Raw genomic sequence first — 25783 nt, 5'->3', positions numbered from 1 at the left:
CACATCCTAGTTGTGCCGATATTTCAGGGTGCGGCCAGCAGGCCACGGCCCCGGTAGACGGCCCACATCTGGTGCATGCGCGTCGCCTGCTCAGGCGTGAACTCCCACATGCACCGGTCATACGCGTAGTCCATGTAGTTGTGGATGGGATCCTCGCCCTGCTCCGCGCAGGTCTCCTTGGTGTCGGGACAGCCTTCTGTGGGCTTGGCCTCGGGCGGGGTGTCGGTGATGCCGTCGCCTGGGCTCGCGCAGCCGTTCTGGAAGGTGTGGAAGAGGCCGAGCCAGTGCCCGATCTCGTGTACGGCGGTGTAGCCGCGGTCATAGTTGACCATCGCGCCACCGGGCAGGCTGCGCCAGTCGATGACGACGCCGTCGAGGGCGGGGCTGTCGTTGTACCAGTACGGGTAGGCGGAGTAGCCGAGGACGAGGTCGCCCAACTGGCCGATGTAGAGGTTGAGGGTCTCGGGACCGCCCTTGCGCAGGGCGGTCTTCATGGCGAGCTCATTGGCGATCGGGTCGACGAACCACGTGGCCCTCTCCTTGACCGAGATGCCGTCAAGGCGGAACCGCACCCCGCTGGGGGCACCGCCCAGCGCACCGCTGTAGGCGGAGTTGAGCGTGTCGATCTGCGCCCTGACGTCGGCGTCCGAGGCCCGCCGGGTGCCGTCGGTCAGGACGTGCACCCAGGTGGGAACGGTGATCGCGGCCGGGACCGTCACTCCGGCGAGCCGCTGGCCGAGCTCGGCCAGCACCTGCTGCACGTCCCGCGGCTCGGGCTCCCGCGGCCCCGGCGACCGCGGATCATCATCCAGCCCCGAGACCACCAGACCACCCGCGCTCGACGCGCCGTCGCGGGCCGCACGCGGACCGGCCGCACTCGACGCACCGTCGTGCGAACCCGCCGTACTCGACGCGCCACCACGGGCCGTGCGCGGGCCCGCCTCGCGGCGCGCGGCGCGGCAGTCAGCCGCGGCCCAGGCCGTGGCGGCAGGGCGGAGCGGCGGTGTGAGCCCGGCCGCGAGCAGGCATGCCAAAGAGACGGCGGTCGCGCGCCGGGCCATGCAATCCCCCATTACGGTATGAGTACGTCCGTATGCAGACGGTAGCTCTCCCGTGGGTGATCACATGTGATCAACACTCACTCGTTCTTGTCGTCGTCTCCGCCCGACGGCAGCCCCTCGTAGATCTCCTTGCACTCGGGGCACACCGGATATTTCTTGGGATCGCGGCTGGGCACCCAGACCTTGCCGCACAGGGCCCGGATCGGCGTGCCGGTGACCATGCTCTCGGTGATCTTGTGCTTGTCCGCGTAGTGCGAGAACCGCTCGTGATCGCCGTCGCCATGCGACGTCCGCGGGGTGGTCTCCTGCTCAGGGAGGATCTTCGTACTCACCCCCCCGAGTCTATGCCCGCCTCCGACCGGGTCTTCCCGGCCGAGACGGCCGAGCCCACCCCTTGGACACGCGTACGGCCCCCGCCACCAGGCGAGGGCCGTACGGACCAGGAAAAGGCTCAGCCGACGTGAACCGGCGCGCCCTCGCTCTTGCGACCGGCCTTGACGAACAGCGCCAGAACCGCGGTCAGGATCGCGACGCCGGTGCTGACCAGGAAGGCCAGGTGCATGCCGTCCATGAACGCGTTGTGCACGGCCCCGCCCACCAACTGCTGGAGCTGCTGCGGAGTGCCGGGCGGCAGCCCGCCGAAGGCGGCGGCCTTCTCCAGCAGGGAAAGCTGCTCCGCCGGGATCGCCTGGGCCGCTGGGCCGAGGTAGCCGGGCAGCTTGCTGGATATCTCGGACGCCATGACGGCGCCCAGGATGGCGGTGCCAAGTGCGCCGCCGACCTGCATGGCCGACTGCTGCAGGCCGCCCGCGACACCGCTGAGCTGGAGCGGGGCGTTGCCCACGATGATCTCGGTGGCGCCGACGAAGACCGGCGAGAGGCCGAACGCCAGCAGCACGAACGGGATGGCGCTCTCGACGAACGAGGCGTCGATGCTCAACTGCGACATAAGGAACATCGAGGCCGCGGTGATCAGCAGACCGGCGGCCATCGTGATCTTCGCGCCGACCTTGCCGATCAGCATGCCGGCGAGCGGCGAGGCCACGATCATGCCGGCGCTCATCGGCAGCATGCGCAGGCCCGCGTCCAGCGGGGACAGGCCGTGGACGCCCTGGAAGAAGAAGCCCAGGAAGAACATCGCCCCGAACATGGCGAACGCCACCATCATCATCAGCACGGTGCCGATGGAGATGGACGGGTTCTTGAACAGCGACAGCGGGACCAGCGGCTGCTTGGCCTTGCTCTGCCAGAAGACGAAGGCGGCGATGAGCACGGCGAACCCGGCGATGAAGCCGATCGTCGTACTGTCACCCCAGCCCCACTCGGGAGCCTTGATGATCGTCCAGACGAGCGAGAACATCGCGCCCGACAGCAGCACCACACCGAGCCAGTCGATCCTGGCCAGCGACGGGATGCGGTTCTCCTTGATGAGGAAGATGCCCAGGATCAGGGCGATGATCCCCACCGGCGCGTTGATGAAGAAGACGGACTGCCAGCTGACGTTCTGGACCAGGACGCCGCCCACGATCGGGCCGGCCGCGCTGGACAGGCCGATGATGGCGCCCCAGGCGCCCATGGCCTGGTTCAGCTTCTCACCGGGGAAAGCGCCGCGCAGCAGGGCCAGGGCGGCGGGCTGGAGCAGGGCACCGAACAGGCCCTGCAGCACCCGCAGGCCGATCAGCGCGCCGATCGGCGAAACGCCCGGGAGAATGTCCGCCAGTTGCTGGCTGAGGCCGATGCCGATCGAGGACAGCGCGAACCCGGCGACACCGATCAGGAAGACCCGCTTGTGCCCGAAAAGGTCCCCCAGCTTGCCCGCCGTGATCAGGAACACCGCCAGCGCCAACAGGTAACCGCTGGTCACCCACTGCAGATCGGACAGCGATGCGCCCAGGTCGTGCTGGATGGACGGATTGGCGATGCCGACCACGGTGCCGTCGAGCATCACCATGATGACGCCCAGGCAGACCGCCAGCAGCACCAACCACGGATTGCCGCCGGTCCCCGTCTCCCCGGGGCCGGGCGACGACGGCGCCTCGACCGTCCTCGCGTTAGCCATGAAAATCCCCCTCAGTACATACCGCCCCACACCGGGGCATAAGTCTCTTAAGCCTCAGGTAATCTATGGCAGTCGCTGACAGATGACAACACGGTTTTATTTGACGCCCTATGACTTATGGCACACCATGACAGGAAGGTTTCTAGGGAGTGACGCGTGTGGGTCTAAGGGAACGCAAGAAGGAGAAAACGCGCCTGGCGATCCTCGACGCCGCGCTCGACCTGTTCCTCGAACAAGGGTACGACTCGACCACGGTGGACCAGATAGCGGGGTCGGTCGAGATCTCCCCGCGGACGTTCTTCCGCTACTTCACCAGCAAGGTCCATCTCATGCTGTGGTTCCACGACCACGGCGAGGAGATCATTCTGGAGACCCTGCGGACCCGCCCCGCGGACGAACCCTCCTTCACCGCGCTGATCCACGGGTTGCGCGGGGTCGTCCGCGACATGGAGGGGTCAACGCCCGAGGACACGACGAGATTCCTGAAGTTGCGGCGGCTCATGGAGGAGAATCCCCATCTGGTGGGCCTGTCCGTCGCCAGGGGCGCGGCGACCGAGCGGCGCCTGGCCGTCGAGATCGCCGCCCGCAGGAACGTCGACGTGGCCACCGATCAGCGCACCCACCTGATCGTCGCGTTCGCGATGTCGATCCTGCGGGTCGGGTTCGAATGCCCGCACCGCGAGGTGACGGATGTGCGGATCCTCGTGGAGCGCATGGAGGAGACCCTCGAACTCGCCCAGAACGCCTTCCGCCCCGGCTGGGACGTCTAGTCCACGTCGGATCGTCTAGTTCAGCGTCGGATCGTCCGGGCAGGTGGCCACGAAGGCCAGCTCGCCCGGCTGCCGCCGCAGCACGTTGCGCCACAGGGAGCCGGGATCGGTGTGGAAGGTGTCGCCCGCCTCCGAGTCGACGACGTACCAGGCTCCTTCGGCGATCTCGCTCTCCAGTTGCCCGGACGTCCAGCCCGCGTAGCCGGCGAAGATCCGCATCTGCGCGATCTCGCCCTGCAGGATCTCCGGCGGCGCGTCCAGATCGACCGTGCCCAGCCGGGAGACCGCGGGCGTGCCCGCGTGCAGCCGGCGCCAGCCCAGCGGCTCCTCGCCGCTCGGCACCGCGGCCAGCGCCAGCGCGCTGTCGGTCTGCACCGGACCGCCCTCGAACAGCACCGGCGGCCCGGTCACCAGGGGATCCCACACCGGCAGCACCTGCGTCACCGAGATGTCGCTCGGCCGGTTCAGCACCACGCCGAGAGTGCCGCCGTCGAGGTCGTGTTCGAGGATGAGCACGACGCTACGCCGGAAGTTGGGGTCGTCGAGAAGCGGCGTCGCCACCAGTAAACCGCCGACGTAGATCGCTTCCGCCATACCTCCATCATGAAGGGTCAACCCCGCATCTCGCTCCCCTACCACCCTGTTGTTACTTTCTGTAGCTATATGGGCACCGTATGCCCCATAGGCGTCAGCCGATGAACGCCCCATTGCGCGCCGCCACCAGAGCGCGAGCCACCGATCGCTCGGCCGTCTCTTTGTCCACCGGCTCCCTCGTGACCAGCAGGCGGTAGTACAGAGGGGCCGAGATCGCCCGGATGACCTCTTGGCCGTCGGTGCCCTCCGGGAGCTCGCCGCGCCGGATCGCCAGGTCGACCGAATTGGCCCACTCCCTGATCCGCCGGTCGTAGAAGGCGTTCAGCGCGGCCGCCGCCTCCTTGTCGCAGGTGGCGGCCGCGATGACCGCCTGGAGCGTGGGGCCCAGGCGTTCGTCCGTGATGGCGTTCAGGACGCTCAGGGCGTTGGCGCGCAGGTCCTCCTCGATGGTGCCGGTGTTCGCGTGCGCGGCGGACTGGTCGGCCAGCTCCGTCATGAGGTCGGCCACCAAGCCCGCCGTACCGGTCCAGCGGCGGTAGACCGTGGTCTTGCCGACGCCCGCGCGGGCGGCCACCGCGTCCATGGTGAGGCCGTGGAAGCCATGGAGCACCAGCTCGTCCTGAGCGGCCTCCAGGACCGCCGCCCGGACCCTTGCCGTACGGCCGCCGGGGCGCACCGTTCCAGCCAAACGGGAATCCTGTTCCATTAAGGCTCCTTAGCGTGCTACCGTCATCCCCATCTTAACGGAATAAAAGACCCATTAGGGGGATGACATGACCGTGACCTCGCAAGCCGTCCGGATGACGGGGCGGCAGCGGCTGGTCCTGGTGCTGTTGCTCGGATCCCAGTTCATGCTCGCCGTCGACTTCTCCATCCTGAACGTCGCGCTGCCGGTGATCGGCGCCGGGCTCGGGTTCGAGCTGGCCGACCTGCAGTGGGTGGCGACCGCGTTCGCGCTCGCGGCGGCCGGGTTCACGCTGCTGTTCGGCCGGATCGCGGACCTGTTCGGGCGGCGCCGGCTGTTCCTGGGCGGGATGGCGTTGCTCGGGCTCTCCTCGCTGGCCGGCGGGCTGGCGACGTCGCCCGGCCTGCTCCTGGTCGCCAGGGTGGCCCAGGGGCTGGCCACGGCCGCCGTCACCCCGGCCGGGCTGTCGCTGCTGACCACCACGTTCCCTGAAGGGCCGCTGCGGGCGCGGGCGCTGGGGCTGAACGGGGCGCTGATGTCGGCCGGTTTCACCTCCGGTGCGATCCTGGGCGGGCTGCTGACCGACCTGCTGAGCTGGCGGTGGGCGTTCTTCGTGAACGTTCCGGTCGCGCTCGCCGTCCTCGCCGCCGCCCCGGTCCTGCCCGCCGAGAGCCGCCTCGCGGACCGGCCCAGGATGGACCTGCCGGGCGCGGTGACGGTGACCGCCGGACTGCTGGCCCTGGTGTTCGGGCTCACCCGCGCCGGCGAGCGCGGCTTCGCCGACCCGGCCGGGATCGGCGCGCTGCTGGCAGGGGCCGGCTTGCTGGTGACGTTCTGGTTCGTCGAACGGCGGGCGCCCGCACCGCTCGTACCGGTGACGATCCTGGCCAGGCCCACCGTGAAGTGGGGCAACCTGGCGGGGCTGGTCGCGTTCGCCACGGAGACGTCGCTGGTCTTCCTCATGACGCTCTATCTGCAGAAGGTCCTCGGCTACTCGGCCCTGGCCACGGGACTGGCGTTCGGCGTGCTCGGCCTCGGCACGGTGCTCGGCGGGATCGCGGCCCCGCGCGTGCTGTCCCGCCTCGGCAACCGCCGGACGCTGGCGGCCGGCTTCCTGGTGCAGGCGGCGGCGACGGCGGCGTTGACGCTCCTCGGCCCGGAGGCGGGCTGGATCTGGCTCCTCCTGGTGGCCACCTTCATCGGCGGCGTCGGCAACATGCTGGCGATCGTCGCCTTCATGGTGACCGCCACCTCGGGCCTGCCCAGCTCCGAACAGGGCCTGGCCACCGGCCTCGCCACAATGACGCAGCAGATCGGCATCACCATGGGCATCCCGGTCATGAGCGCGATAGTCACGGCCGCCATGGGCACGGTCCTCCAAGGAGTGACGACCGCAGTCCTGATCAACGCGGCCCTGGTCCTGGCCATCGCCGCCCACACCGCGATCAGAAGGGAAGACCGCCCATGACCCCTGGCCCCTGAACGTCTTCGACGAGGCGGACGCCAGGGACCAGGTGCCGACCCTGCGGGCGATAGCCACGGCCGACGTCCACAACCTCGTCTTCCAGGCGGACGGGGGTCACGAAAGAGTCGCCACCGGCCCAGAAGACGCCGTAACGGCGCCCGGCCACGCACCGGTCAGCGGCCGTCCTCCTGGAGGCCCTCAGCCCTGGTCGGCGGGCGGCGGTGGGGGCGACTGTGCCGTAAAAGAAAAGCGGATTTTCGAAAACGATCAGGCCTCGGTGAAGCCTCTCGCGCGGCCGCCCGCCGAGTCGCGGACGGCGGCGGCGACGGCGGTCGCCACGTCCGGGTGGAACACGCTCGGCACGATGTAGTTGGGGCCGAGCTCCTCCGGAGCCACCACGGCCGCGAGCGCGCGCGCCGCGGCCAGCAGCATCTCCTGGCTCACCTCGGTCGCCTGAGCGTCCAGCAGGCCGCGGAACACGCCCGGGAACGCCAGCACGTTGTTGATCTGGTTGGGGTAGTCGGACCGCCCGGTCGCCACCACGGCCGCGTGCTCGCGAGCGTCGTCGGGCGACACCTCGGGCTCCGGGTTGGCGAGGGCGAACACCACCGCGTCGTCGGCCATCGTGCCGATGTCGTCACCGTTCAGGATGCCCGGCGCCGACACCCCGATGAACACGTCGGCGCCCTTGACCGCCCCGCGCAGGTCACCCGAGTAGCCTTCGGCGTTGGTGTGGTCGGCGATCCAGCGGAGCGACTCGTCGAGGTCGTCGCGGCCCTTGTGCACGGCGCCGAGGTAGTCGCAGACGACGACGTTGCGCGCGCCCGCCGCCAGAAGCAGGCGCAGCACCGCGTTGCCGGCCGCGCCCGCGCCGGCCATGGTGATCTTGACGCCCTCGATGGGCTTGCCCACCACGCGCAGCGCGTTGGTGAGCGCGGCCAGCACGCAGATGGCGGTGCCGTGCTGGTCGTCGTGGAAGACCGGGATGTCGAGCAGCTCGCGCAGCCGCCGTTCGACCTCGAAGCAGCGCGGCGCGCCGATGTCCTCGAGGTTGATGCCGCCGAAGCCCGGCGCGATGATCTGGACCGTACGGACGATCTCGTCGACGTCCTGCGTGTCGAGGCAGATCGGCCAGGCGTCGATGCCCGCGAAGCGTTTGAACAGGGCCGCCTTGCCCTCCATGACCGGCAGCGCCGCCTCCGGGCCGATGTTGCCCAGCCCGAGCACGGCCGAGCCGTCGGTGACGACGGCGACCGTGTTGCGCTTGATGGTCAGCCGCCGCGCGTCCTCCTTGTTGCGCGCGATGGCCATCGACACACGCGCCACACCGGGGGTGTAGGCCATGGACAGCTCGTCGCGGTTGCGCAGCGGCACCTTCGACACCATCTCGATCTTGCCACCGAGGTGCATGAGGAAGGTGCGGTCGGAGACCTTGTGGATGACGACGCCGTCGACGGATTCGAGCCGGTCGACGATCGCCTGCGCGTGGTCGGTGTCCCGAGCCGCGCAGGTGACGTCGATGCGCAGCTTCTCATGGCCCGCGGTGGTGACGTCGAGCGCGGTGACCACACCACCCGCCGACTCTACGGCGTGGGTGAGCTGGCTGACGGCCTTGCCGCCTGCCGGCACCTCAAGCCGCACGGTGATGGAGTACGACACACTGGGGACGGTCGCCACGTCAAACGCTCCTTCGGGACCTGACCAAGAAGTTCTCCCATCGTAGGGGGAATTCGGTCAGTCGAGTGCCTCGGCCGCGATGGCGATCAAATCAACGCAGGTCGATACGGGAATACTCGTGCTATCGATGACCAGGTGATATAGGGAGGGATCCGCCGGGTCGGCGCGGTAGAAGTGGCGCACGTAGGCGGTGCGCGCGCGGTCGTTGTCCTCCACGATCTTGCGGGCCTCGCGCTCGCTGAGCTCGCCCAGCGTGGCGGTCTGCCGCACCCGGCGTTTCAGCGGAGCGTCGAGCCTGACGTGCAGCGCGCCGGGATGGTCGGCGAGCACGACGGCCCCCGCCCGGCCCAGGAAGACCCCGCCCTGAGCCTGCGCCGTCTCCTTGAGCAGGCGTTCGGTGCGGCGGACGAACTCCTCCTGCGCGATCGGCATCGCGCCGGGGACGTACATGTCGACGCCGCCGAAGGTGACCGTCGGCAGGCGCATCGCGCCGGAGAGCAGCCGGCCGAGGCCGTGTTCGGCCCGGTCGTCGTGGGCCAGCGCCTCCTCAAGCGTGCAGCCCAGCTCCTGGGCGACGGTGCTGGGGATGGCGCGGTCGACGAAGGGCACGCCCAGGCGTTCGGCCACGGCCGGGCCGATGTGGCCGCCGGCCGTGCCGTACGTCGCCGAGATCGTGACGACCCGCATAGGTCCAGGTTAGAACAGCGCGCTGGACAAAGCTCTACGTGCCTTGGCCAAAGAAGGGTCTTCTGCGGGTAGCGCGTCGAACAGGCCGAGCAGGTGGCGCCGGGCCTTGTCGCGGTCGTCGCCCGAGGTGCGCTTGACCACGCCGATGATCCGGTCGAACGCCTCGTCTATCGCGCCCGACAGCATCTCCAGGTCGGCCGCCAGCAACTGGGCGTCGATGTCGGCCGGGTCCTGCATGCGCCGCTGCACGTCAGCGGGGTCGACGTCGGCCGTCCGCTTGATCAGGCCGACACCCGCCAGCCCCATCTTCGCGTCCTCGTTGCTCGGCGAGCGGGTCAGCAGCCGCTGGTAGGCCGCCTCGGCCGCGTCGAGGTCGCCCTTGTCGACGGCCTCCTCGGCGGCCACCAGGTCGGGATCGGCGGGCGGCCCGGCGGGCTCGTCCTGCCCCTCCCCCGCCTCCGCCGGGCGGGCGTCGGGGTTTGCCTGGTAGAACTGCTCGACCGCGCCCATCAGCTCGTCGAGCCAGCGGCGCACCTCCTGCTCGGGCAGCACCTGCTGGAAGCCGGTGACGGCCTGCCCCTGGAAGATGGCCAGCACGGTCGGCACCGCCTGCACCCGCAGCGCCTGCGCGATCTGCGGACTGGCGTCAACGTTGACCTTGGCCAGGATCGCCCGGCCGCCCAGCTCGCCGACCACCTTCTCCAGCACCGGGCTGAGCTGAGCGCTGCCGGGTGCACGCGGAGACCAGAGGTCGAGGACGACCGGCACGCTCATCGAGCGGTCGATGACATCGGTCGTGAACGTCTCCTCGGTCACATCGACGATCGAGCCCGACGTGGCCGCCTGGGGACCCCCGGCCTCCCGCCGGGTCTGTGCCTCGAGTGCCTGCTTACGCGCGCCCAGGTCTATGGCTCCGTAGAGCGACCCGGGCCTAGAGAAGTCCGCCATGCTCATCATCTTGCCGCATCGACGCCGTGGAGAAGTCACCCGCCGCCACCCGTAGCGTGCGCAACCCGTCGAAGAGCTGACGCAGTTCGTCCTCGCCGTACATGGTCAGACCGAAGTCCGCCGCCATCAGATCGGCCGTGGCCCGCCGCACGACGTCCCGCCCCGCGTCGGTGATCTCGGCGAGGACGCCGCGGCCGTCCTGCGGGTTGGGCATCCGGCAGACGAAACCCGACTTCTCCAGGCGGTCGATGGTGTTGGTCACACTCGTCGGGTGCACCATGAGCCGCTCTCCGATCTTCCACAGGGGAAGGGCTCCGGTCCTGCTGAAGGTCAGCAGCACCAGGGCTTCGTACCTGGCGAAGGTCAGGTCGTACGGCTTGAGCAGCGAGTCGAGTTGCGACAGCAGGATCTGGTGCGCTCTCATGATCGAGGTGACGGCGGCCATCGCGGAAGAAGCCCCGAAGTGAGCGCGCCACGACTCCGCGGCGCGGTCAATGGGATCGAACGGCAGATTGAGCGGCTTCGGCTGCGACACAGCGCTACGGTAGCGCGCCGCTCGTCCTGATTAGTATGGTTACGGAGAGCGATCGGACTCACGGCTTGACCAAGAATCCGGACGCCAATCATCACGCTCCGTTATGGTTCTCACATCGAATGGTGACGCGGAAGCCAAGTTCACTCGCCGTGGGGACCGGCCCGGACTTGCCTCGCTTCCGCCGCACCGACGGGGCACGGGGGGTGCTTGGTGGACTTCAATGGAAAAACGGGTGCGTGAGCACGCGGGCGTTTCACGTGAAGAGTTGAAGCAGAGCGCGGCCGTAACGGTCGCCGTGCTCCTTGCTCTCGGCTTGGTCGCGGCGTGGAGCGTCCTGATACCTGGCGTGGACGCGTGGGAAAATATCGTGGCCGCGGTCATCGGTTCGCTCCGGCTGACCGGGCCCGTGGCCGCCGCCTTCGCCGCGTGGGTGGCGATGCGCAAGCGCAGAGCGCTGCGCGGCCGCCCACTGACGACCTGGCGGGCGCTGAAGGCGCCGCTGGCGATCGTCGTGGTGGTGCTGGGCTCGTTCGGCGCGACCGTGCTGGTCCTGGCGATCAAGACGGTGCTCACCGAGCAGTCGGGACGGCTGAGCCTGGCCGGGCTCGGGGTGGGCATGGCCGGGCTGGCGCTCTACTCGGTGATCGGCTGGATCGCGGGCTGGCTGCTGCCCAGGGTCTACACGCCGCCGCTCGCCGGGCTGGGCTGCTATGGCCTGTTCACCTGGCTGGCCGGCGGCAACGGCTGGGCCGACAAGCTGGCGCCCGGCACGGGCGAGCCGTACGACCTGTTCCAGGGGCTCGGCGGCGCGGCGTTCCTCGACCAGACGATCTGGCTGCTGGGCATCACGGCAGCGCTGCTGCTCGGCTGGGCGGCGGTGGTGACCAGGCAGGCCCTGGTGCTGGCGTGCGCGCTGCTGTCCGTGCTCGCGGCGGGCACGGGGGTGGCGCGGCTGCTGGCCGAGACCAAGCCCGCCGCCGCCCAGGAGATCGCCTACAGCTGCCAGGACTGGCCGATCACGGTCTGCCTGCATCCGGGCATGCGCGCGGGCCTGGCCGAGCTCGGCGCGGCCTTCACCCAGATCGCCTCGCGCCTGGCGGGCACGCCTGCCGCGTTCACCCGGGTCGAACAGCGGCCACTGGAACAACCCTTGCAGCCGTCCACCGGACTCGCGCAGATCCATGTGCCCGACCTGTCGGCGGGCTTCGCCGACGAGGCCGTCTACGAGTACGTCGAGTCGCTGGCCGCCCAATGCGCCGACACGCCCGGCGGCGGTTACCGCGAGATCGTGGTGGCCTGGCTGCGCGGCGAGCCGCTGCCGGGCGGGCCGCTGCCGGAGCACCAGTACGCGGCGGCCTGGTTCTCCGGGTTGAGCGAGCATCAGCGGCGCGAGTGGCTGCGCATGTTCTTCAGCGATTTCCAGGCGTGCAAGCTGTCGAGCACCCACTTCGGCGGCGGGCCGGCGGGGGCGGCGGCGGCCCCGGTGGCGGCCTCGACCGGCTCGCCACAGGTCTATCCGGTCTATCCGAATCCCAGCGACGAAGAGCGCTCTTCCGACTGGGGATCGGAGATGTCACCAAAAAGCTGGCAATGATGATCCATGGTCGGGTAGTCACACTCGCATGACGACTTCCCATACGGCGCCCCCCGCGGTCACCCCGCGGCGGCGCCGCAGGTGGCGATATCTGGCCGGTTTCCTGGTCGTGGCGGTTCTGCTCGTGGTCGGCGGCCGGCTGGCCTGGACCTGGCTCAACCCGTTCGGCGAGCAGACCATCGACCGCAGCCAGCCGGTGCTGCTGCAGTCCATCAAGGACTTGAGCCGGTTCGAGGCGGCCACCGGCAACTTCCAAGTGGTGGTCGACCTGGAGAAGGACGCCCGCTTCCTGCCCGACGCGGTCAAGGGCACCCGCACGCTGTTCGTGGGGGCGGGCAACGTGGACGCCTACCTCGACTTCTCCGCCTTGGGGGCCAACGGCGTGACGGTCTCGAAGGACCGTACGGAGGTCACGATCCGCCTGCCCCGCGCGCAACTGGAGAAGCCGAACCTCGACAACCGGCGTTCCTACGTCTTCGCGCAGCAGCGCGGGCTCCTGGACCGCGTGCAGGGCTTCCTGTCGTCGTCTCCGAACGACCAGCGGGAGCTGTACGTGCTGGCGGAGACCAAGATCGCCGAAGCCGCGGCGTCCAGTGACCTGCGTGCCCGCGCCGACACCAACACCAAGGCCATGCTCGAGGGGATGCTCAAGTCGCTCGGGTTCACCAAGGTGACGGTGAAGTTCGCCGACCAGCCCTAGGTGCCTTAGGTCCTGCGACCGGCGCCCTAGGTAGCTCCGCACATCGACCTAATGCCACAGATAGGGCATCCGCCCGATGTGGCGGCAGGGGCCTTAGGAGCAATCTTGAAAGTGCCAGGGAAGAGGACCGAAAGAACACGGGAGCACTCGGATGAACGCCGAACTCGAATACGCCGTCATGAAGAACCACGCGGAGGAGCTCCGTGAGGCCGCGGCCCAGCACCGCCGGGTACGCGAGGCACAGAAGGGCCAGAAGGCCGAGCGTCGTCACCGCTCGGTGTTCGCCAAGTTCCTCTCCTCATGACCACCGCAAAAAAGCCCGGCCGCAACCTCCCTCGCGGCCGGGCTCACCTACCTCCTTAGACGCCCGAGGGGTGAGAGCCCGGCTCTCACCCCTCGGGCGTTTCCTACGCGGGTACGCGGATGATGAGCGCGTCGCCCTGACCGCCGCCGCCGCACAGCCCCGCCGCGCCCAGGCCGCCGCCCCGGCGCCTGAGCTCGTGGGCCAGCGTGAGCACGATGCGGGCGCCCGAGGCGCCGATCGGGTGGCCGAGCGCGATGCCGCCGCCGTTGACGTTGACCTGGTCGAGCGGCACGCCCAGCTCCTTCGCCGACTGGAACACCACGCTGGCGAACGCCTCGTTGATCTCCACCAGGTCGAGGTCGCCGACGCTCAGACCCTGCTTGGCCAGCGCCTGCTTGATGGCGTTGGCCGGCTGCGACTGCAGCGAGGTGTCGGGCCCGGCCACGTTGCCGTGCCTGCCGATCTCCGCCAGCCAGGGCAGCCCCAGCTCCTCGGCCTTGGCCTTGGACATCACCACCACCGCGCAGGCGCCGTCGGAGATCTGCGAGGCCGAACCGGCCGTGATCGTGCCGTCGGCGGCGAACGCCGGCCGCAGCCGGGCCAGCGTGTCCACGGTGGTGTCGCCGCGGATGCCCTCGTCCTCCTTGACGACCACCGGCTCACCGCGCCGCTGCGGGAGCTCCACCGGCACGATCTCGTCCTCGAAGACGCCGTTCTTGGTGGCCGCGGCGGCCAGCTGGTGGGAGCGGGCGGAGATCGCGTCCTGCTCCTCGCGGCTGATGCCCAGCCGGGCGTTGTAGCGCTCGGTGGACTCGCCCATCGCGCACTGGTCGAACGCGCAGAACAGCCCGTCGTGCGCCATCGAGTCGATCACCTCGGAGCCGCCGTACTTGACCCCCTTGCGCAGGCCGGGCAGCAGGTGCGGCGCGTTCGTCATCGACTCCATGCCGCCCGCGACCACGATGTCGAACTCACCCGCGCGGATGAGCTGGTCGGCCAGGGCGATGGCGTCGAGCCCCGACAGGCAGACCTTGTTGATGGTGAGCGAGGGGACGGTCATCGGGATGCCCGCCTTGACCGCGGCCTGGCGGGAGGGGATCTGGCCCGCGCCCGCCTGGAGCACCTGGCCCATGATCACATACTCGACGGCCTCCGGCGCGACCCCGGAGCGTTCCAGGGCGGCCTTGATGGCGATGCCGCCGAGCTCCACGGCGGGCAACCCGGACAGGGCGCCGAGCAGCCTGCCGATGGGCGTACGAGCTCCGGCTACGATGACGGACCCAGACATGGCGACGGCCTCCTGTGCGCGCGAGGGGTTCTTTGACACCATACCCACGAGCAGGTGCACGCTCGCTATGGAGGTAGGCCACACATGTTCATGCGGATTGACCACATCGGTATCGCCTGTCACGACCTCGAGGCGAAGATCGCGCTATTCTCGGACACGTTCGAGTTGACCGTCGTGGCACGCGAGGTGAACGAGGAGCAAGGGGTCCGGGAGGCCATGCTCCACATCGCCGACGGCGAGGGCGGGAGCTCCTACATTCAGTTGCTGGAGCCGCTGTCTCCCGACACGCCGGTGGGGAAGTTCCTGGCCAAGCGCGGCGAGGGCGTGCATCATGTGGCGTTCGGGGTGCCGGACGTGGCTGCGGCGATGGAACGGTTGGCGGGTAAGGGCGTGCGGCTGCTCGATGAGCACCCGCGACACGGCTCGATGGGGTCGGAGATCGCGTTTGCGCACCCCAAGGACGTGGGAGGAATGCTCACTGAGCTGGTGCAGGCAGCCGGAGCTCCGGCAAACGTCAAAACCGATCGTATGTAACTAGTCACGCAGATAGTCGGACGGGGCTTCTCAGGCGGCACCGGCGGAGTACGCTGGCTTTCCACCGGACAAGGCGCCTGCCGCGAGGCACAGGCTCCTGGCTCGGCTGTCCCGAACCCCCCGTCCGGCCCGTGTAGCCGTCTCGACAACCCAGGATCGAGCCTCCATGCAGTCCGACATCGACGCCCAGCTCAACAACTTCTTCGAGGATGCTCCAGCACGCGAGTTCGACGTCGTGCTCCGTGGTTATGACCGCCATCAGGTTCACGATCATCTGAAGCAGCTCGACGGTGAGATTCGCCAGTCCCGCGAGCAGGTGACGTCCCTGCAGCGCGATCTATCCGACTCCCAGCGCCAGTTGCAGGAGCAGGAGCGCCCGACCTACTCCGGTCTCGGCGCCCGCATCGAGCAGCTGTTGCGCCTCGCCGAAGAGCAGGCCACCGAGCTCGTCCAGGCCGCGCGGTCCGAGGCCAACGAGATCAAGGCCGCCGCCAAGGTCGAGGCCGCCGATGTACGGGCCGCCGCCGAGTCCGAGGCCGCCGACAAGCGGGCGCAGGCGACGCGCGAGACCGACGAGATGCGCACCAGCGCCGAGCGCGACGCGGAGGAGACCCGCTCGACCGCTCGCCGTCTGGCCGATGAGCTGACCAACACCACCGAGCGCGAGGTCGCCAAGCTGCGGGCCACCGCCGACCACGAGGTGGCGGAGAAGCGCGCCGACGCCGAGCGTGAGATCGCCAAGCTGCGCACGACGACCGAGCGCGAGGTGGCGCAGCTGCGTGCCTCGACCAAGCGCGAGCGCGACGAGGTGCTGACCACCGCGAAGCGGCAGGCCGACGAGATGCGCGCGCAGGCTCAGCGGGTGCTGGAGGAGTCCGAGGCCAAGCGGGCGCAGGACGAGGCGGAGTTCGAGATCCAGCTGGCGTCCCGCCGCGAGGAGGCCGAGCGCCAGGAGGCCGAGCGCCACTCCACCGCGCAGGCCAACACGCAGAAGCTGGTCGCCGAGGCCGAGCAGCGCGCTGCCACGGCCGAGTCGAGGGCCACGAAGGCCACCCAGCAGGCCGACCAGACCAGGCGCGAGGCCGACCTGCACGCCAAGCAGCTGGTCGCCAACGCTCGCAAGAGCTCCGAGACGATCGTCTCCGAGGCCAAGTCCAGCGCCGACACGATAGTGACCGAGGCGAAGAACGACGCCGAGCGCACGCGCAGTGCGATGCAGCGCCAGGTCGACGAGCTCACCCGCCAGCGCGACAGCATCACCAGCCACCTGGCGCAGCTGCGCCAGCTGCTCGGTGGCGCCGCCCTGCCGGGCATGGAGCCCGAGCCCGCGGTCGCGGCGGCCCCGCCGAAGCCGGCGATCGCCGCACCGGTCAACGACAAGCCCGCCCCGGCCGCCCAGCCCGCACCGGTCGCGGCCAAGGCCGAGTCCAAGGGCGAAGACGACGCGGAGTGGTGGCAGGAGTAGCCGCCGCGGAGTCGACTACACGGGGGTTGGCTGACGGTTGAAGAGAGCCTGGTGACCTTGAGGTCGCTAGGCTCTCTTTGTCGTCTCATAGGGCATATGTCAAAAACTGCCGTGGTTTGTCGCGATCTTCCAGGAGCCCCCGTGTCCGCAGAAGCCGAATCCCCTGCTGTGGAGGATGTCGCCAAGCCACCTCCGTACGTGCCGCCGCTCTCCCGTGGGCCGTTCATGTTCGGGCTGGTCGGCGGCCTGGGCGTGCTGACCGCGATCGCGCTCGCGCAGATGGTCGTCCGCTCCCTGAGCGTGATCGTCCTGGTCGTGGTGGCGATGTTCCTGGCGGTCGGGCTGAACCCGGCCGTGGAGGCGCTGCAACGGCGCGGGCTGGCCAGGCGCGGGGCGATCTCGATCGTGTTCGCCGGGGTCATCGTGGCGTTCGTGCTGTTCGGGCTGGCCGTGGTGCCGCCGGTGAGCAAGCAACTGACCGAGTTCATCGCGGCCGTGCCCGGTTATGTGACCGAGCTCAGCAACCATCCGACGCTCCGGCAGCTCGACGCCGACTACCAGATCCTGCCGAAGGTGGCCACGTTCGTCACCAGCCAGCTCGGGCCCTCGCTGGCCAGTGGGGTCGTGGGGGCGGGGCTGGTGGTGCTCGACGGCGTGTTCACCACGGTGACGCTGCTGGTGCTCATGCTCTACTTCCTCGGCTCCCTGCACACGATCAAGGCGTACCTGCTCAAGCTGGTGCCGGTCTCCCGGCGGGAGCGGACCAGGGAGATCAGCGAGCAGATCCTCGACGGCATCGGCGGCTATGTCGCGGGCAACGTCCTCATCTCGGTCATCGCGGGCGTGCTGACCTGGATCTTCCTGTCGGTCATGGGCGTGAAGTACGCACTGGCGCTGGCGCTGGTGGTCGCGCTCACGGACCTGATCCCGCTCGTCGGCGCCACCATCGGAGCGGTGCTGGTGACGGGGGTCGGGCTGCTCCAGTCGCTGCCCGTGGGACTCGCGTGCGCGGTGTTCTTCGTGGTCTACCAGCAGGTCGAGAACTACCTGATCTACCCGCGCGTCATGAAGCGCTCTGTGGACGTGACGCCGGCGGTGACGGTGATCGCCGCCCTGTTCGGCGGCGCGCTGCTCGGCATCGTGGGCGCGCTGGTGGCCATCCCGGTCGCGGCCGCCATCGCGCTGATCATCCGAGAGTTCGTCCTCCCCCGCCAAGCACAGGCCTGACCATCAGCGAGGTCGTGCCGCGCCGCCGAGTTCGCTGTTGAGGAACTCCGCCACGGCCGCGTTGAACGCCTCCGGCTGCTCGACCGCCGTCAGGTGACCGGCCTTCGGAATGATCTCCAGCCGGCCGTCGGGTACGGCTCGCGCCATCGCCTCCGCGTCGGCCACGGTCGCCAGCTCGTCCTCCTCCCCCACCACGACGAGCAGCGGCACCTTGAGCGCGGCCAGCGTGTCGAAGGAGTCGGGCCGTCCGGCCATGGCCCGCTGCGCCCAGGCCACCGCACCGGGCGGAGCCGACTGCACGAGCCCCTTGACCCGCCCGAACACCATGGCCCTGCGCTCCTTGGTGGTGGGCCCGATCAGCGCGGGCAGCACCTCCGACACGAGCACCGCGCTGCCGTCGGACAGGACCGCCTTGGCGATGCGTTCCCTGTTCTCGCGGGCGGGCTCAGGGTCGGGGCTCGCCTTCGTGTCGGCGAGGATCACGCCCAGCAGCCGGTCGGGATGGCGGCGGCAGAACGCCATCGTCACGTAGCCGCCCATCGACAGCCCGCCGACGACCGCGCGATCGATCCCCTCGCCGTCGAGCATCCTGGCGACGTCGTCGGCCATCACCTCGACCGACGGCTCTTCCTCCCCCAGCCGCGACCCACCGAAGCCGCGCAGGTCAGGTGTGATCACGCGGCACGACCTGGCCAGCCCCTCTCGCTGCGCCAGCCACATGGCCGACGAGAGCGGAAACGCGTGAAGCAGTACGACCGGGAGTCCCGTTCCGGATGATCTCGTGTAAAGCTGCACGCACGATACGGTAGACCTCTTTTGTCCTTTCATCACTTCTCGGCTTATGCCGATATTGCCTCCTGTGCTGACCGCTTTCTGTGACACCAGTCTTTTTTACGGCCGGCAGTGGCCGGCCCCACCCGCCACACCCGGCCGGGGCCTGTCCAGGGAAACGCTCCTCCGGCTCCCGGGCCGGGCACCGTGACGTGCGCGTTCTTCACCATTACCGGCCTATCCGATGGCCGTCGCGCCCCCGTCTATGAACAGCACCTGACCCGTCATATACGCCGACGCCCGGCTAGCCAGGAAAACCGCTGGATAGGCCATTTCCTCCGGTGTTCCCCAGCGGCGCATCGGGACACCGGACACCGTCGCCGCGTTCGACGCTTCGTCTTCCCACAGGTTGCGGTTGAGACCTGTGGCGGTCCAGCCGGGACATAGAGCGTTGACCCGTACACCGGCTCGCGCCCATTCCACGGCCAGGGTTTTGGTCAACGCCACGACCGCCGCCTTCGCCGCCGCGTAAGGGGCCAGGAAAGGCGCTCCCAATGCCGCTCCCGACGCCACGTTGATGACCGAGCCGGTGCCCCGGTCCAGGAGGTGGGGTGCCACCGCGTGGCAGACCGCCATGGTCGAGTCGAGGTTGAGACGGAGGAGTTTGTCCCAGCCGGACAGCCGGAGATCCTTGAACTCGACGAGGAAATTCGACCCGCCGGCGTTGTTGACCACGATGTCGAGGTGGCCGAGCCCGTCGATCGCCGCCGCCACGGCGCCCGTGGCGGCGTCGCGGTCGGTGAGGTCGGCGGGCAGGACGACGGCGCGCCGGCCCAGCGCCTCGATCTCCTTGGCCACCTCGGCCAGGGGATCAGCCGAGCGGGCGACGAGTGCCACATCGGCCCCGGCCTCGGCGTACGCGAGCGCGATGGCCCGCCCGATCCCCTTCGACGCCCCGGTGACCAGAGCCTGCTTACCGCTGAGATCGAACGCGCCCATGGGATGCCTCCTCGCATCGGAACCGAACAAGATTCTAGGGATAGAGGGCCAGGGAACGCCACCGGCGCGGGGCCACGAGAGCCCCGCGCCGGTCCGTCATCGGTCCTCGGTCATCGGTCATCGGTCATCGGCAGGAAAGGAGTGCTATCCCAGCCCGCCCAAGAGGGTGTCGATGGAGTCGACGACGTTGTCCAGGATCTTCTGGCTTCGGGCGCCCAGTTCGGCGATCGCGCCGGACCTCTTGGTCAGCTCGATCTCCTCGTTCTTCCAGAGTTGTTTCTCCCCCCTCCCGGAGCCGGCGCGCTGCGGGAGCTGCGACGGGGGTCTCCCTTCGGGGTACATCCGGCCGTTGCCGTAGACGGAGTAGGACTGGGTCGGCTGCGTCGTGCCGTCGTTGCGGTAGACCTGGCTCGGCCTTGGCTGCGCCGGCTGCCGGCTCGCCCTGGGCGGCGACTGCCGCTGTACCGCTCTCTGGCTGGTCGGCCGGTGTGCTGGACGCTGCCGCGCCTGCTGGACCCCGCGGGGGAGCCGGCCCGCCCGGTGGTTGCGCCCCCTGGCCGCCGCCGCGGCCCGTCTCTTCGCCGCCGCCTCAGCGGCCTTCCTCCTGGCTTCCCTTCTCGCCGCCGCCGCGGCCCGTCGCTTCGCCGCAGCAGCCGCGGCCTTTCTTATCTTCTCGGCGGCCTTCTTCTTGGCCGCCGCCAGTGCCTTCTTCTTGGCCGCCTCCGCGGCCTTCTTCTTGGCCAGCTCCAGGGCCTTCTTCCTGGCCAGTGCCGCGGCCCGGCGCTTGGCCGCCGCGATGGCCGCGCGCCTGGCAGCCGCCCGTGCCGCCGCCAGTGCCGCCCGCCTGGCGGCCGCCTGTGCCAGCTTCCTGGCGATGATCCGCGCCGCGATCCTGGCCGCGATGCCGACGGCGATCCAGAACAGCTGCCCGTCGGGGTCGCTCATGCTGACGGGGCTGTTGTTGGCGTAGGCATAGGCGTTGAGCTGCTGCGGGTCCTCCTCGTCGATGATGGGGTCGACCGACATGAAGCGGCCGTTCTTGGGGTCGTACTCACGGGCGCCGAGGTGGACCAGCCCGGTCGTCGGGTCGTTCCCGCCGCCGACGAACCCGCGTTGTCCTGGCCACCACTGTGGCGGCGATCCCCGGTCCTCGCCGAACGGCGTCATCCTCCTGATGGCCACCGCCGCGGTCCCGGCGTTCACCGCGGCCTGCGCGGTGCCCTGGTGGTCGTTGGCCAGGAAGTAGACCTGGTTGTCCGGCGTGCGGACCGCGATGGCCTCGCCGTTGACGGTGTAGTAGCGGGTCTGCTCGACCGCGTCCTTGGCGAAGTCGAAGCGCAGCTCCATGTCGTCGACGTACAGCGTGGCGTCGGTCGTGGTCTTGCGCAGCAGGCGCTCGCCGTCCGCGTCGTACACGAACGAGGTGCTCTTGCCCGCCTCCGTCACCGACTCCAGGTTGCCCTCGGCGTCCCAGACCAGGCTCTGGTCCGAGGTGCCGACCTTGCGCCTGGTGGTGTTGCCGGCCTCGTCGTAGGCGAACACGTCCGCCCCGACGGCCTGCAGCGCGTGCGGCTGCTTGGCGCCCGCCGCCGGGAAGGTGGAGGTACGGACGGATTCGGCCGCGCCGCCCCAGGCGTGCTTGGTCTCCTTGATCCGGTTGCCGGTGGCGTCGTAGGCGTAGCTGACCGCGTAAGGGGCCACGCCGCCGATCTTGTCGGACTGCGGAGTGCCGCTGGCACAGGCGTCGGTGGCCGTCCACGCCGAGGTCATGCGGCGCAGATGGTCATACTTGAAGCACTGCGTGTCCTGGCCGCTCGCCTGCTCGGCGACCTTGGTGATGTTGCCCACCGCGTCGTAGGTGTAGTTGAGGTCGAGGTCGGCCGCGGTGGCGCTCTCCCTGTCCAGCCGCATCCTGGTCAGCCTGCGGGTGGACTCGTCGTGGGTGTAGGTGAGCCAGGTCTTCTTGCCTCCGGCGCCCAGCTCGTACTGCAGGGTCTCGCCCAGCTTGGAGTAGCGGGTCGCGGTCACGTACGACGACAGGCCGGTGACCTTGGTCGGCTGGCTGAGCTCGTCGTAGGAGTAGACGACCGACTCCTCCGCCAGGCCGCCACCCGCGGGGAAGCTGACGGACTGGACCTGGTCGTCGAGCGTGTAGCGGGTGTTGAGCTGGTACGAGCCGGCCAGCTTGCCCTCCCGCTCGGGGACGGTGACGGTCTGGCGCAGCGTGCGGTAGCTGGTGTCGATGGCGTTGATCTCCGCCTTGTACGCCTGCCCGCCCACGTAGCGGATGCTGGCGTTCAGGTGGCCCTTGGCCAGCGCGTCGTACTTCCACTCGGCCAGCAGTGTGCCGGTCGCGGAGTCCGCCCGCATCTCCTTCTTGCGGCCCAGCTCGTCGTAGACGTACCACAGGGTCTTGCCGCGGGAGTCCGTGGTGCTGAGCAGCTCGTCGGCGTCGTTGTAGGCCATCGTGGTGACGCCCTTGTCGGGGTCCTCGGTCTTGATCTCCCGCCCGCGCAGGTCGTAGTGGTGGCGCCACACGTTGCCCGCCGGGTCCGTGACCGTGGACAGCTGTCCCGCGTGGTCGTAGGCGTACTTGGTGGACTCGTACTCGCCGGTCGGGGTCGCGCCCTTGTACTGGCGCAGCTCGATGAGGCGGTCCTCGGCGTCGCCGATGCGGGTCGTCGCGGTGCCGCCCGGCGGCGGCGTCACGTGGATCCGGTCGCCCTCCTGCGTGGAGGACACCCGGAACTTCTCCACGCCCTTCGCCTTGAGGGCCTGGGCGCTGACGTCGCCGGTGCCGTCGAAGGTCGACACGACCTGGGTGGGCACGTCGGCGTCGGCCACCGCGAGCAGCTCGGTGGAGGGCGCCCCGGTGGCGAAGTAGCCGGTGTTGGACTTGACCGTCTCGCCGAGCGAGTTGTAGATGGTGTCGGTGATCGTGCGGCCCTCACGCAGCGCGGGGTCCTGCGTCTGGGTGTCGAGGGGCGCGGGTTCCTGGGTCTGGCGCTCGCGCAGCAGGCCGTCGTACAGCTCGTAGCTGGTGGTGTAGGCGCCGTCCGCGCGCAGCGTCTTCGTGGCGACCACGCTGGGGCCGTCGTTGCGCATCTGGTAGGAGTACTCGGTGCTGGGCGACTGCCCCGCCGTCTTGCTGCGGTCGGGCTGCCAGACCTTGACCAGGCGGCCGATCGCGTCGTGCTCCATGTCGACGCGGCGGTTGTTCGCGTCGACCTCGGCGACGGGCTCGCCCCAGGCCGGTTCGAGCAGGGTGCGGTCGACGTGGCCGAGCTGGTTGGTCTCGACGATCTCCGTCGCGGGGGCGCCCGCGGCCGGGGTGTAGGTGGTGACGGACTTGGTGCCGACCGCGTCGGTCTCGCTGGTCTCGCGGCCGTAGGTGTCGTAGGTGTGGGTGCTGTCGGTGCTCGCCGTGCCGTCCCCGGTGACGAGCTGGACCGCGGTCACGTCGCCCTTGCTCGGGGCCTGGCCGTACGCCTTGTTGTCGTACTGGACCCGCTGGTCGGAGATCACCTCCTCGGCGGCCAGCTTGGACACTCCGGTGCCGCAGCCCGCGGCGACCTTCTGGATCCTGCTGGTGTAGTCGATCAGCCAGGCCGTGTCGTCACGGGCGTAGGTGTAGCGGGTGCACTGGTCGTCGTCGGTGCTGGCCAGGTCGCCCTTCTCGTCCACCTGAGTGAGCAGGCCCTTGGTGTCGTACGCGCGCTCCTCGCCGGTACGCCGCCACTTGCCGCCGCTCAACGCGGTGCGGGTGACCATGGACTTGGGCTCGACCGCGTACGCGGCCTTGGTGACGCCGCCCTGCGTGGACTCGGCGGTCTTGAGCGACCACGGCTCCTCGGCGGTCGCGGTCAGGATGGACCCGCCGTCACCGTCGTAGAGGATCTCCTCGCGTTCGAACCCGGACAACTGGTCGAGGTCGGCCAGCTTGACGCCCTCGGTGTCCACCACCTCGGCCGTACGCTTGGAGCCGTCGGCCTGCTTGTCGCCGTCCATGCCACGGAAATACCTGAACTCCGTGAGCGTGCGCTTGGTGTCCTGGCCGTCGCCCTCGCGCACCCGTACCCGGCCGAACCCGCGCCAGTCCGACCACGTCCGGTGCTCGGGCTTGACGAGGATGTTCTCGGCGTAGCGCCAGGCGCCGCCATCCAGATACTCGTAGTCGGTGACCACGTTCGGCGAGCCGGCGACCCGGTCGGCCTCCACCGTCTGCGTCACCACGTACTTGTGGAACCAGTCGGTGACCTCGGCCTCGTTCTCCGGGGCCCAGCGCTGCGGGAAGCAGCGCCGGTTGTTCTTGTCGGCGGCCGGCACGTCGCCCGGCTTGCAGTCGGCCGGTGCGTAGTTGACGCGCAGCTCGCCGCCGCTCTCGTTGTTCACCGCCTGCACGCGCCACTTGACGAGCGGGGCGCGGCCCTCGTTGGCATCCACCCTGTTGGGGAGCTGGACGCCGGTGAAGGTGACCTTGGGCAGCGTGATCGTGCCGCCGACCAGGCCGCTCTGCTGGACCGACGCCAGCCACAGCGACGGGCTGAGGCCGTCACCCGTGGCGGGGAACTGGTGCGTCAGCGTCCAGGAGTCCACCGGGCAGTACTGCGCGCCCGCACACTTGGCGGTGTCGGTGTTGAGCACCTGGGTGGTGACCTTGGCCAGCCGCTTACGCGTGAAGAACGTCGGCGACAGGCGGTCGGTGCACTTCACGCCGGAGTCGCAGATCTGGTCGAACGGGACGTCCGGCCAGCTACTCGCGGTCTCCTTCTTGAGCTCGGCGGCGGCGCAGGTGATCGTTCCGCTGGGCAGGCAGCGCTCGGCCACGTCGAAGACCACGCGGGCCGCGGGCGCCTTGGTGAACAGCTCGCCCTGGAGGTAGCCGTAGTCGATGCGGGTGAGGTAGCCGCTTCGTGCGTACAGGGTGCCCAGCTCGGGCTTCATGTTGCGGCCGTAGTAGTTGTTCTCGACCGCGTACCAGTAGGTGGTGGCGTTGCCGTGGGTGTCCACCGCGTAGTCGAGGTTCCACCGGTAGGCCTGCTGGCACCAGGCGTTGGCCGGGGTGCTGTTGTAGCAGGGCTCGCCGCTGTTGTTGCCGAACACCGGCACCGTCTGGACCGACTTCGTCTCCGGCTTGCCGGTGGCCCAGCCGGGCAGACGGTTCAGGCCGAAGGTGAACTGGGTGCCGTCGGCCGCCGTGACGCGCCAGTATTCACCGTTGTTGTCGCCGTTCACGGCGCCGGTGAGGTATTCGATCCGGGTGCCGTCGTCGCGCTTGGGGCGCCACTGCTTGGTGGTGGTGTCCTTGACCAGCTCGACGGCCGAGTTGCCGAGGGACAGGGTGGCGTTCTCCTGGTCCCAGCACAGGTCGCCGGTCTTCTTGCCGTCGATCATGCAGGGCTTGTAACGGCGTTCGACGTAGCCGCTGGGGTTCAGCTCGAAGCCCTCACCCGCCCAGGACGGCTGGTTGTTGGTGGAGGCGGTGCGGCCGTCCACGCTCTGGGAGGAGTAGTCGATCGACAGGTCCGGCTCGTCGCCGCCCAGCGCGGGCGGCGCTCGCAGCTCGTAACCCCAGGTGAAGTCACCCGACTGGGCGCCGACGCTCCACTGGGCCGAAGGGGCGAGCGAGGTGGCCCCATGGTCGCCCGACGACCCGGAAGGCGCCGCCGCCAGCGCGTACAGCGCGGGCATGTCCACGTCGGCGGTCAGAGTGCTCGCCTTCGTGTCGTTGTCGCCGGGCACCGGCTCCGGCCGCGGGCAGCCGGTCGCGGTGGCGGTGGCGGTCAGGACGCATTCGTCCAGCCGGACGAGCCGCAGCCGGGCGCCGTAGTCGCCGCCGTAGGCGTAACGGAAGCCGGAGTAGTCGATCGCCAGGCGGGTCTTCCCGCTCTTGGCCGTCAGTCCTTGCCCAGGTGACACCCGCAGGGCGAGGCCGAGCAGTCCGGCCCGCTGCGTCTGGGCGGAGTCCAGCAGCTCGACGCGGGCGGGATCGGGGGTGGTCGCCTTGGCCGCCTTCGTCCCCGCCTTGGGCGTGGCCAGGCGGATCGGGAAGGTGGTGGCGCCCAGCGTCTGGGCCTGCGCGTCGCCGGTCGCGGTCAGCTCGACCGTCTGCGCCTTCGGCCAGGTGATGCCTGGTGGCGCCTTCCACGCCTGTTTCTGGGCCGGATCAGCCTGGGCGGGCAGCACCGGGACCTTCTGCCCGCGTACCGGGGTCTCCTTCTGCACGGTCGGGGCGGAGCGGCCCGCGGCCTGCGCGGGCAGCGCGGACACCAGCGTGCTGACCATGACGACGGACAGCGTGGCCGCCAGCCGCCGGGGCCATGACGACCGTTTCAGTGGTTGCTGTAAACGATTCCAGTACGAATCAGGCAGGTCTAACCCACTCGGCTGATCCATTTTTCCGACCTCTCCCGGTCTTTG

Annotated in this window: 21 protein-coding genes; 8 read left to right on the top strand and 13 right to left on the bottom strand. The window is 69.5% G+C overall.

All coding sequences use genetic code 11. From position 1 onward, the window contains the following. Positions 1 to 23: 23 nt before the first annotated feature. The 3 genes from AB0F17_RS39065 to AB0F17_RS39055 all read right to left on the bottom strand — a co-directional run bounded on the left by AB0F17_RS39065 (position 24) and on the right by AB0F17_RS39055 (position 3120). On the bottom strand, positions 24 to 1061 hold the full coding sequence (locus tag AB0F17_RS39065; RefSeq protein ID WP_358033586.1) for a zinc metalloprotease: 1038 nt from the start codon (positions 1059 to 1061) through the stop codon (positions 24 to 26). Positions 1062 to 1138: 77 nt separating this feature from the next. Beyond that, positions 1139 to 1393 (bottom strand): DUF3039 domain-containing protein, encoded by a 255-nt coding sequence (locus AB0F17_RS39060; protein ID WP_214641663.1) that lies wholly within the window; start codon positions 1391 to 1393, stop codon positions 1139 to 1141. Positions 1394 to 1512: 119 nt separating this feature from the next. Further along, positions 1513 to 3120 (bottom strand): MFS transporter, encoded by a 1608-nt coding sequence (locus tag AB0F17_RS39055; RefSeq protein ID WP_358033583.1) that lies wholly within the window; start codon positions 3118 to 3120, stop codon positions 1513 to 1515. Positions 3121 to 3278: 158 nt separating this feature from the next. Between AB0F17_RS39055 and AB0F17_RS39050 the strand changes: the two genes are divergently transcribed. Then, positions 3279 to 3890 carry a TetR family transcriptional regulator gene (locus AB0F17_RS39050; protein ID WP_358033580.1) on the top strand — a complete coding sequence of 204 codons (612 nt, stop codon included), beginning with the start codon at positions 3279 to 3281 and terminating at the stop codon, positions 3888 to 3890. 15 nt (positions 3891 to 3905) lie between these two features. On the opposite strand, the gene AB0F17_RS39045 is transcribed toward AB0F17_RS39050, so the two are convergent. Beyond that, positions 3906 to 4484, bottom strand: a complete 579-nt coding sequence (locus AB0F17_RS39045; protein ID WP_214641666.1) for a YqgE/AlgH family protein — start codon at positions 4482 to 4484, stop codon at positions 3906 to 3908. A gap of 94 nt (positions 4485 to 4578) precedes the next feature. After that, positions 4579 to 5190 carry a TetR/AcrR family transcriptional regulator gene (locus tag AB0F17_RS39040; protein ID WP_358033576.1) on the bottom strand — a complete coding sequence of 204 codons (612 nt, stop codon included), beginning with the start codon at positions 5188 to 5190 and terminating at the stop codon, positions 4579 to 4581. A gap of 67 nt (positions 5191 to 5257) precedes the next feature. Between AB0F17_RS39040 and AB0F17_RS39035 the strand changes: the two genes are divergently transcribed. After that, complete coding sequence (locus tag AB0F17_RS39035) at positions 5258 to 6637, top strand: MFS transporter (protein ID WP_358033573.1); 1380 nt, start codon at positions 5258 to 5260, stop codon at positions 6635 to 6637. Positions 6638 to 6901: 264 nt separating this feature from the next. On the opposite strand, the gene AB0F17_RS39030 is transcribed toward AB0F17_RS39035, so the two are convergent. The 4 genes from AB0F17_RS39030 to AB0F17_RS39015 are packed head-to-tail and all read right to left on the bottom strand — an operon-like array spanning position 6902 to position 10481. Then, the gene (locus AB0F17_RS39030; RefSeq protein WP_358033570.1) at positions 6902 to 8311 is read right to left on the bottom strand and encodes an NAD-dependent malic enzyme; all 1410 of its coding nucleotides are present in this window, start codon (positions 8309 to 8311) and stop codon (positions 6902 to 6904) included. 57 nt (positions 8312 to 8368) lie between these two features. Further along, on the bottom strand, positions 8369 to 8998 hold the full coding sequence (locus AB0F17_RS39025) for a cytidylate kinase-like family protein (RefSeq protein ID WP_358033568.1): 630 nt from the start codon (positions 8996 to 8998) through the stop codon (positions 8369 to 8371). Between the two features lie 9 nt (positions 8999 to 9007). Next, positions 9008 to 9946 carry a tetratricopeptide repeat protein gene (locus AB0F17_RS39020; RefSeq protein ID WP_358033565.1) on the bottom strand — a complete coding sequence of 313 codons (939 nt, stop codon included), beginning with the start codon at positions 9944 to 9946 and terminating at the stop codon, positions 9008 to 9010. Beyond that, the gene (locus AB0F17_RS39015; protein WP_358033561.1) at positions 9930 to 10481 is read right to left on the bottom strand and encodes a MarR family transcriptional regulator; all 552 of its coding nucleotides are present in this window, start codon (positions 10479 to 10481) and stop codon (positions 9930 to 9932) included. Before AB0F17_RS39015 ends, AB0F17_RS39020 begins: the two co-directional genes overlap by 17 nt. Before the next feature lie 232 nt (positions 10482 to 10713). Between AB0F17_RS39015 and AB0F17_RS39010 the strand changes: the two genes are divergently transcribed. The 3 genes from AB0F17_RS39010 to AB0F17_RS39000 all read left to right on the top strand — a co-directional run bounded on the left by AB0F17_RS39010 (position 10714) and on the right by AB0F17_RS39000 (position 13079). Then, positions 10714 to 12075 carry a hypothetical protein gene (locus AB0F17_RS39010; protein WP_358033558.1) on the top strand — a complete coding sequence of 454 codons (1362 nt, stop codon included), beginning with the start codon at positions 10714 to 10716 and terminating at the stop codon, positions 12073 to 12075. Positions 12076 to 12103: 28 nt separating this feature from the next. Next, positions 12104 to 12775 carry a DUF4230 domain-containing protein gene (locus AB0F17_RS39005; RefSeq protein WP_358033555.1) on the top strand — a complete coding sequence of 224 codons (672 nt, stop codon included), beginning with the start codon at positions 12104 to 12106 and terminating at the stop codon, positions 12773 to 12775. A gap of 151 nt (positions 12776 to 12926) precedes the next feature. Continuing rightward, entirely contained in the window at positions 12927 to 13079 is a 153-nt protein-coding gene (locus AB0F17_RS39000) for a hypothetical protein (protein WP_214641675.1), read from the top strand. A 103-nt stretch (positions 13080 to 13182) separates the two neighbouring features. On the opposite strand, the gene AB0F17_RS38995 is transcribed toward AB0F17_RS39000, so the two are convergent. Further along, positions 13183 to 14367 (bottom strand): acetyl-CoA C-acetyltransferase, encoded by a 1185-nt coding sequence (locus tag AB0F17_RS38995; RefSeq protein WP_358033552.1) that lies wholly within the window; start codon positions 14365 to 14367, stop codon positions 13183 to 13185. Positions 14368 to 14451: 84 nt separating this feature from the next. Between AB0F17_RS38995 and mce the strand changes: the two genes are divergently transcribed. The 3 genes from mce (at position 14452) to AB0F17_RS38980 (ending at position 17593) form a co-directional block, all read left to right on the top strand. Beyond that, complete coding sequence (gene mce / locus AB0F17_RS38990; RefSeq protein ID WP_358033550.1) at positions 14452 to 14901, top strand: methylmalonyl-CoA epimerase; 450 nt, start codon at positions 14452 to 14454, stop codon at positions 14899 to 14901. A gap of 166 nt (positions 14902 to 15067) precedes the next feature. After that, positions 15068 to 16366, top strand: a complete 1299-nt coding sequence (locus tag AB0F17_RS38985; protein ID WP_358033547.1) for a DivIVA domain-containing protein — start codon at positions 15068 to 15070, stop codon at positions 16364 to 16366. Positions 16367 to 16507: 141 nt separating this feature from the next. Next, positions 16508 to 17593: an AI-2E family transporter gene (locus AB0F17_RS38980; protein WP_358033544.1), complete on the top strand. Its 1086-nt coding sequence runs from the start codon at positions 16508 to 16510 to the stop codon at positions 17591 to 17593. Between the two features lie 3 nt (positions 17594 to 17596). Here AB0F17_RS38980 and AB0F17_RS38975 read toward each other — a convergent pair whose 3' ends face one another. From AB0F17_RS38975 to AB0F17_RS38965, 3 genes are all read right to left on the bottom strand, one after another. Then, a complete protein-coding gene (locus tag AB0F17_RS38975; RefSeq protein ID WP_358033542.1) occupies positions 17597 to 18388 on the bottom strand; it encodes an alpha/beta fold hydrolase in 792 nt (263 codons plus the stop codon). A gap of 213 nt (positions 18389 to 18601) precedes the next feature. Continuing rightward, the gene (locus AB0F17_RS38970; RefSeq protein ID WP_358033539.1) at positions 18602 to 19363 is read right to left on the bottom strand and encodes an SDR family NAD(P)-dependent oxidoreductase; all 762 of its coding nucleotides are present in this window, start codon (positions 19361 to 19363) and stop codon (positions 18602 to 18604) included. A 144-nt stretch (positions 19364 to 19507) separates the two neighbouring features. Further along, entirely contained in the window at positions 19508 to 25648 is a 6141-nt protein-coding gene (locus tag AB0F17_RS38965; protein ID WP_358033536.1) for an RHS repeat-associated core domain-containing protein, read from the bottom strand. Between the last annotated feature and the right edge of the window lie 135 nt (positions 25649 to 25783).

This window comes from Nonomuraea sp. NPDC026600 (assembly GCF_040638335.1).
GTDB lineage: Bacteria > Actinomycetota > Actinomycetes > Streptosporangiales > Streptosporangiaceae > Nonomuraea.
Note: the sequence above shows the minus strand (reverse complement) of the source record. Positions and strands in the feature narration are given on the sequence as shown.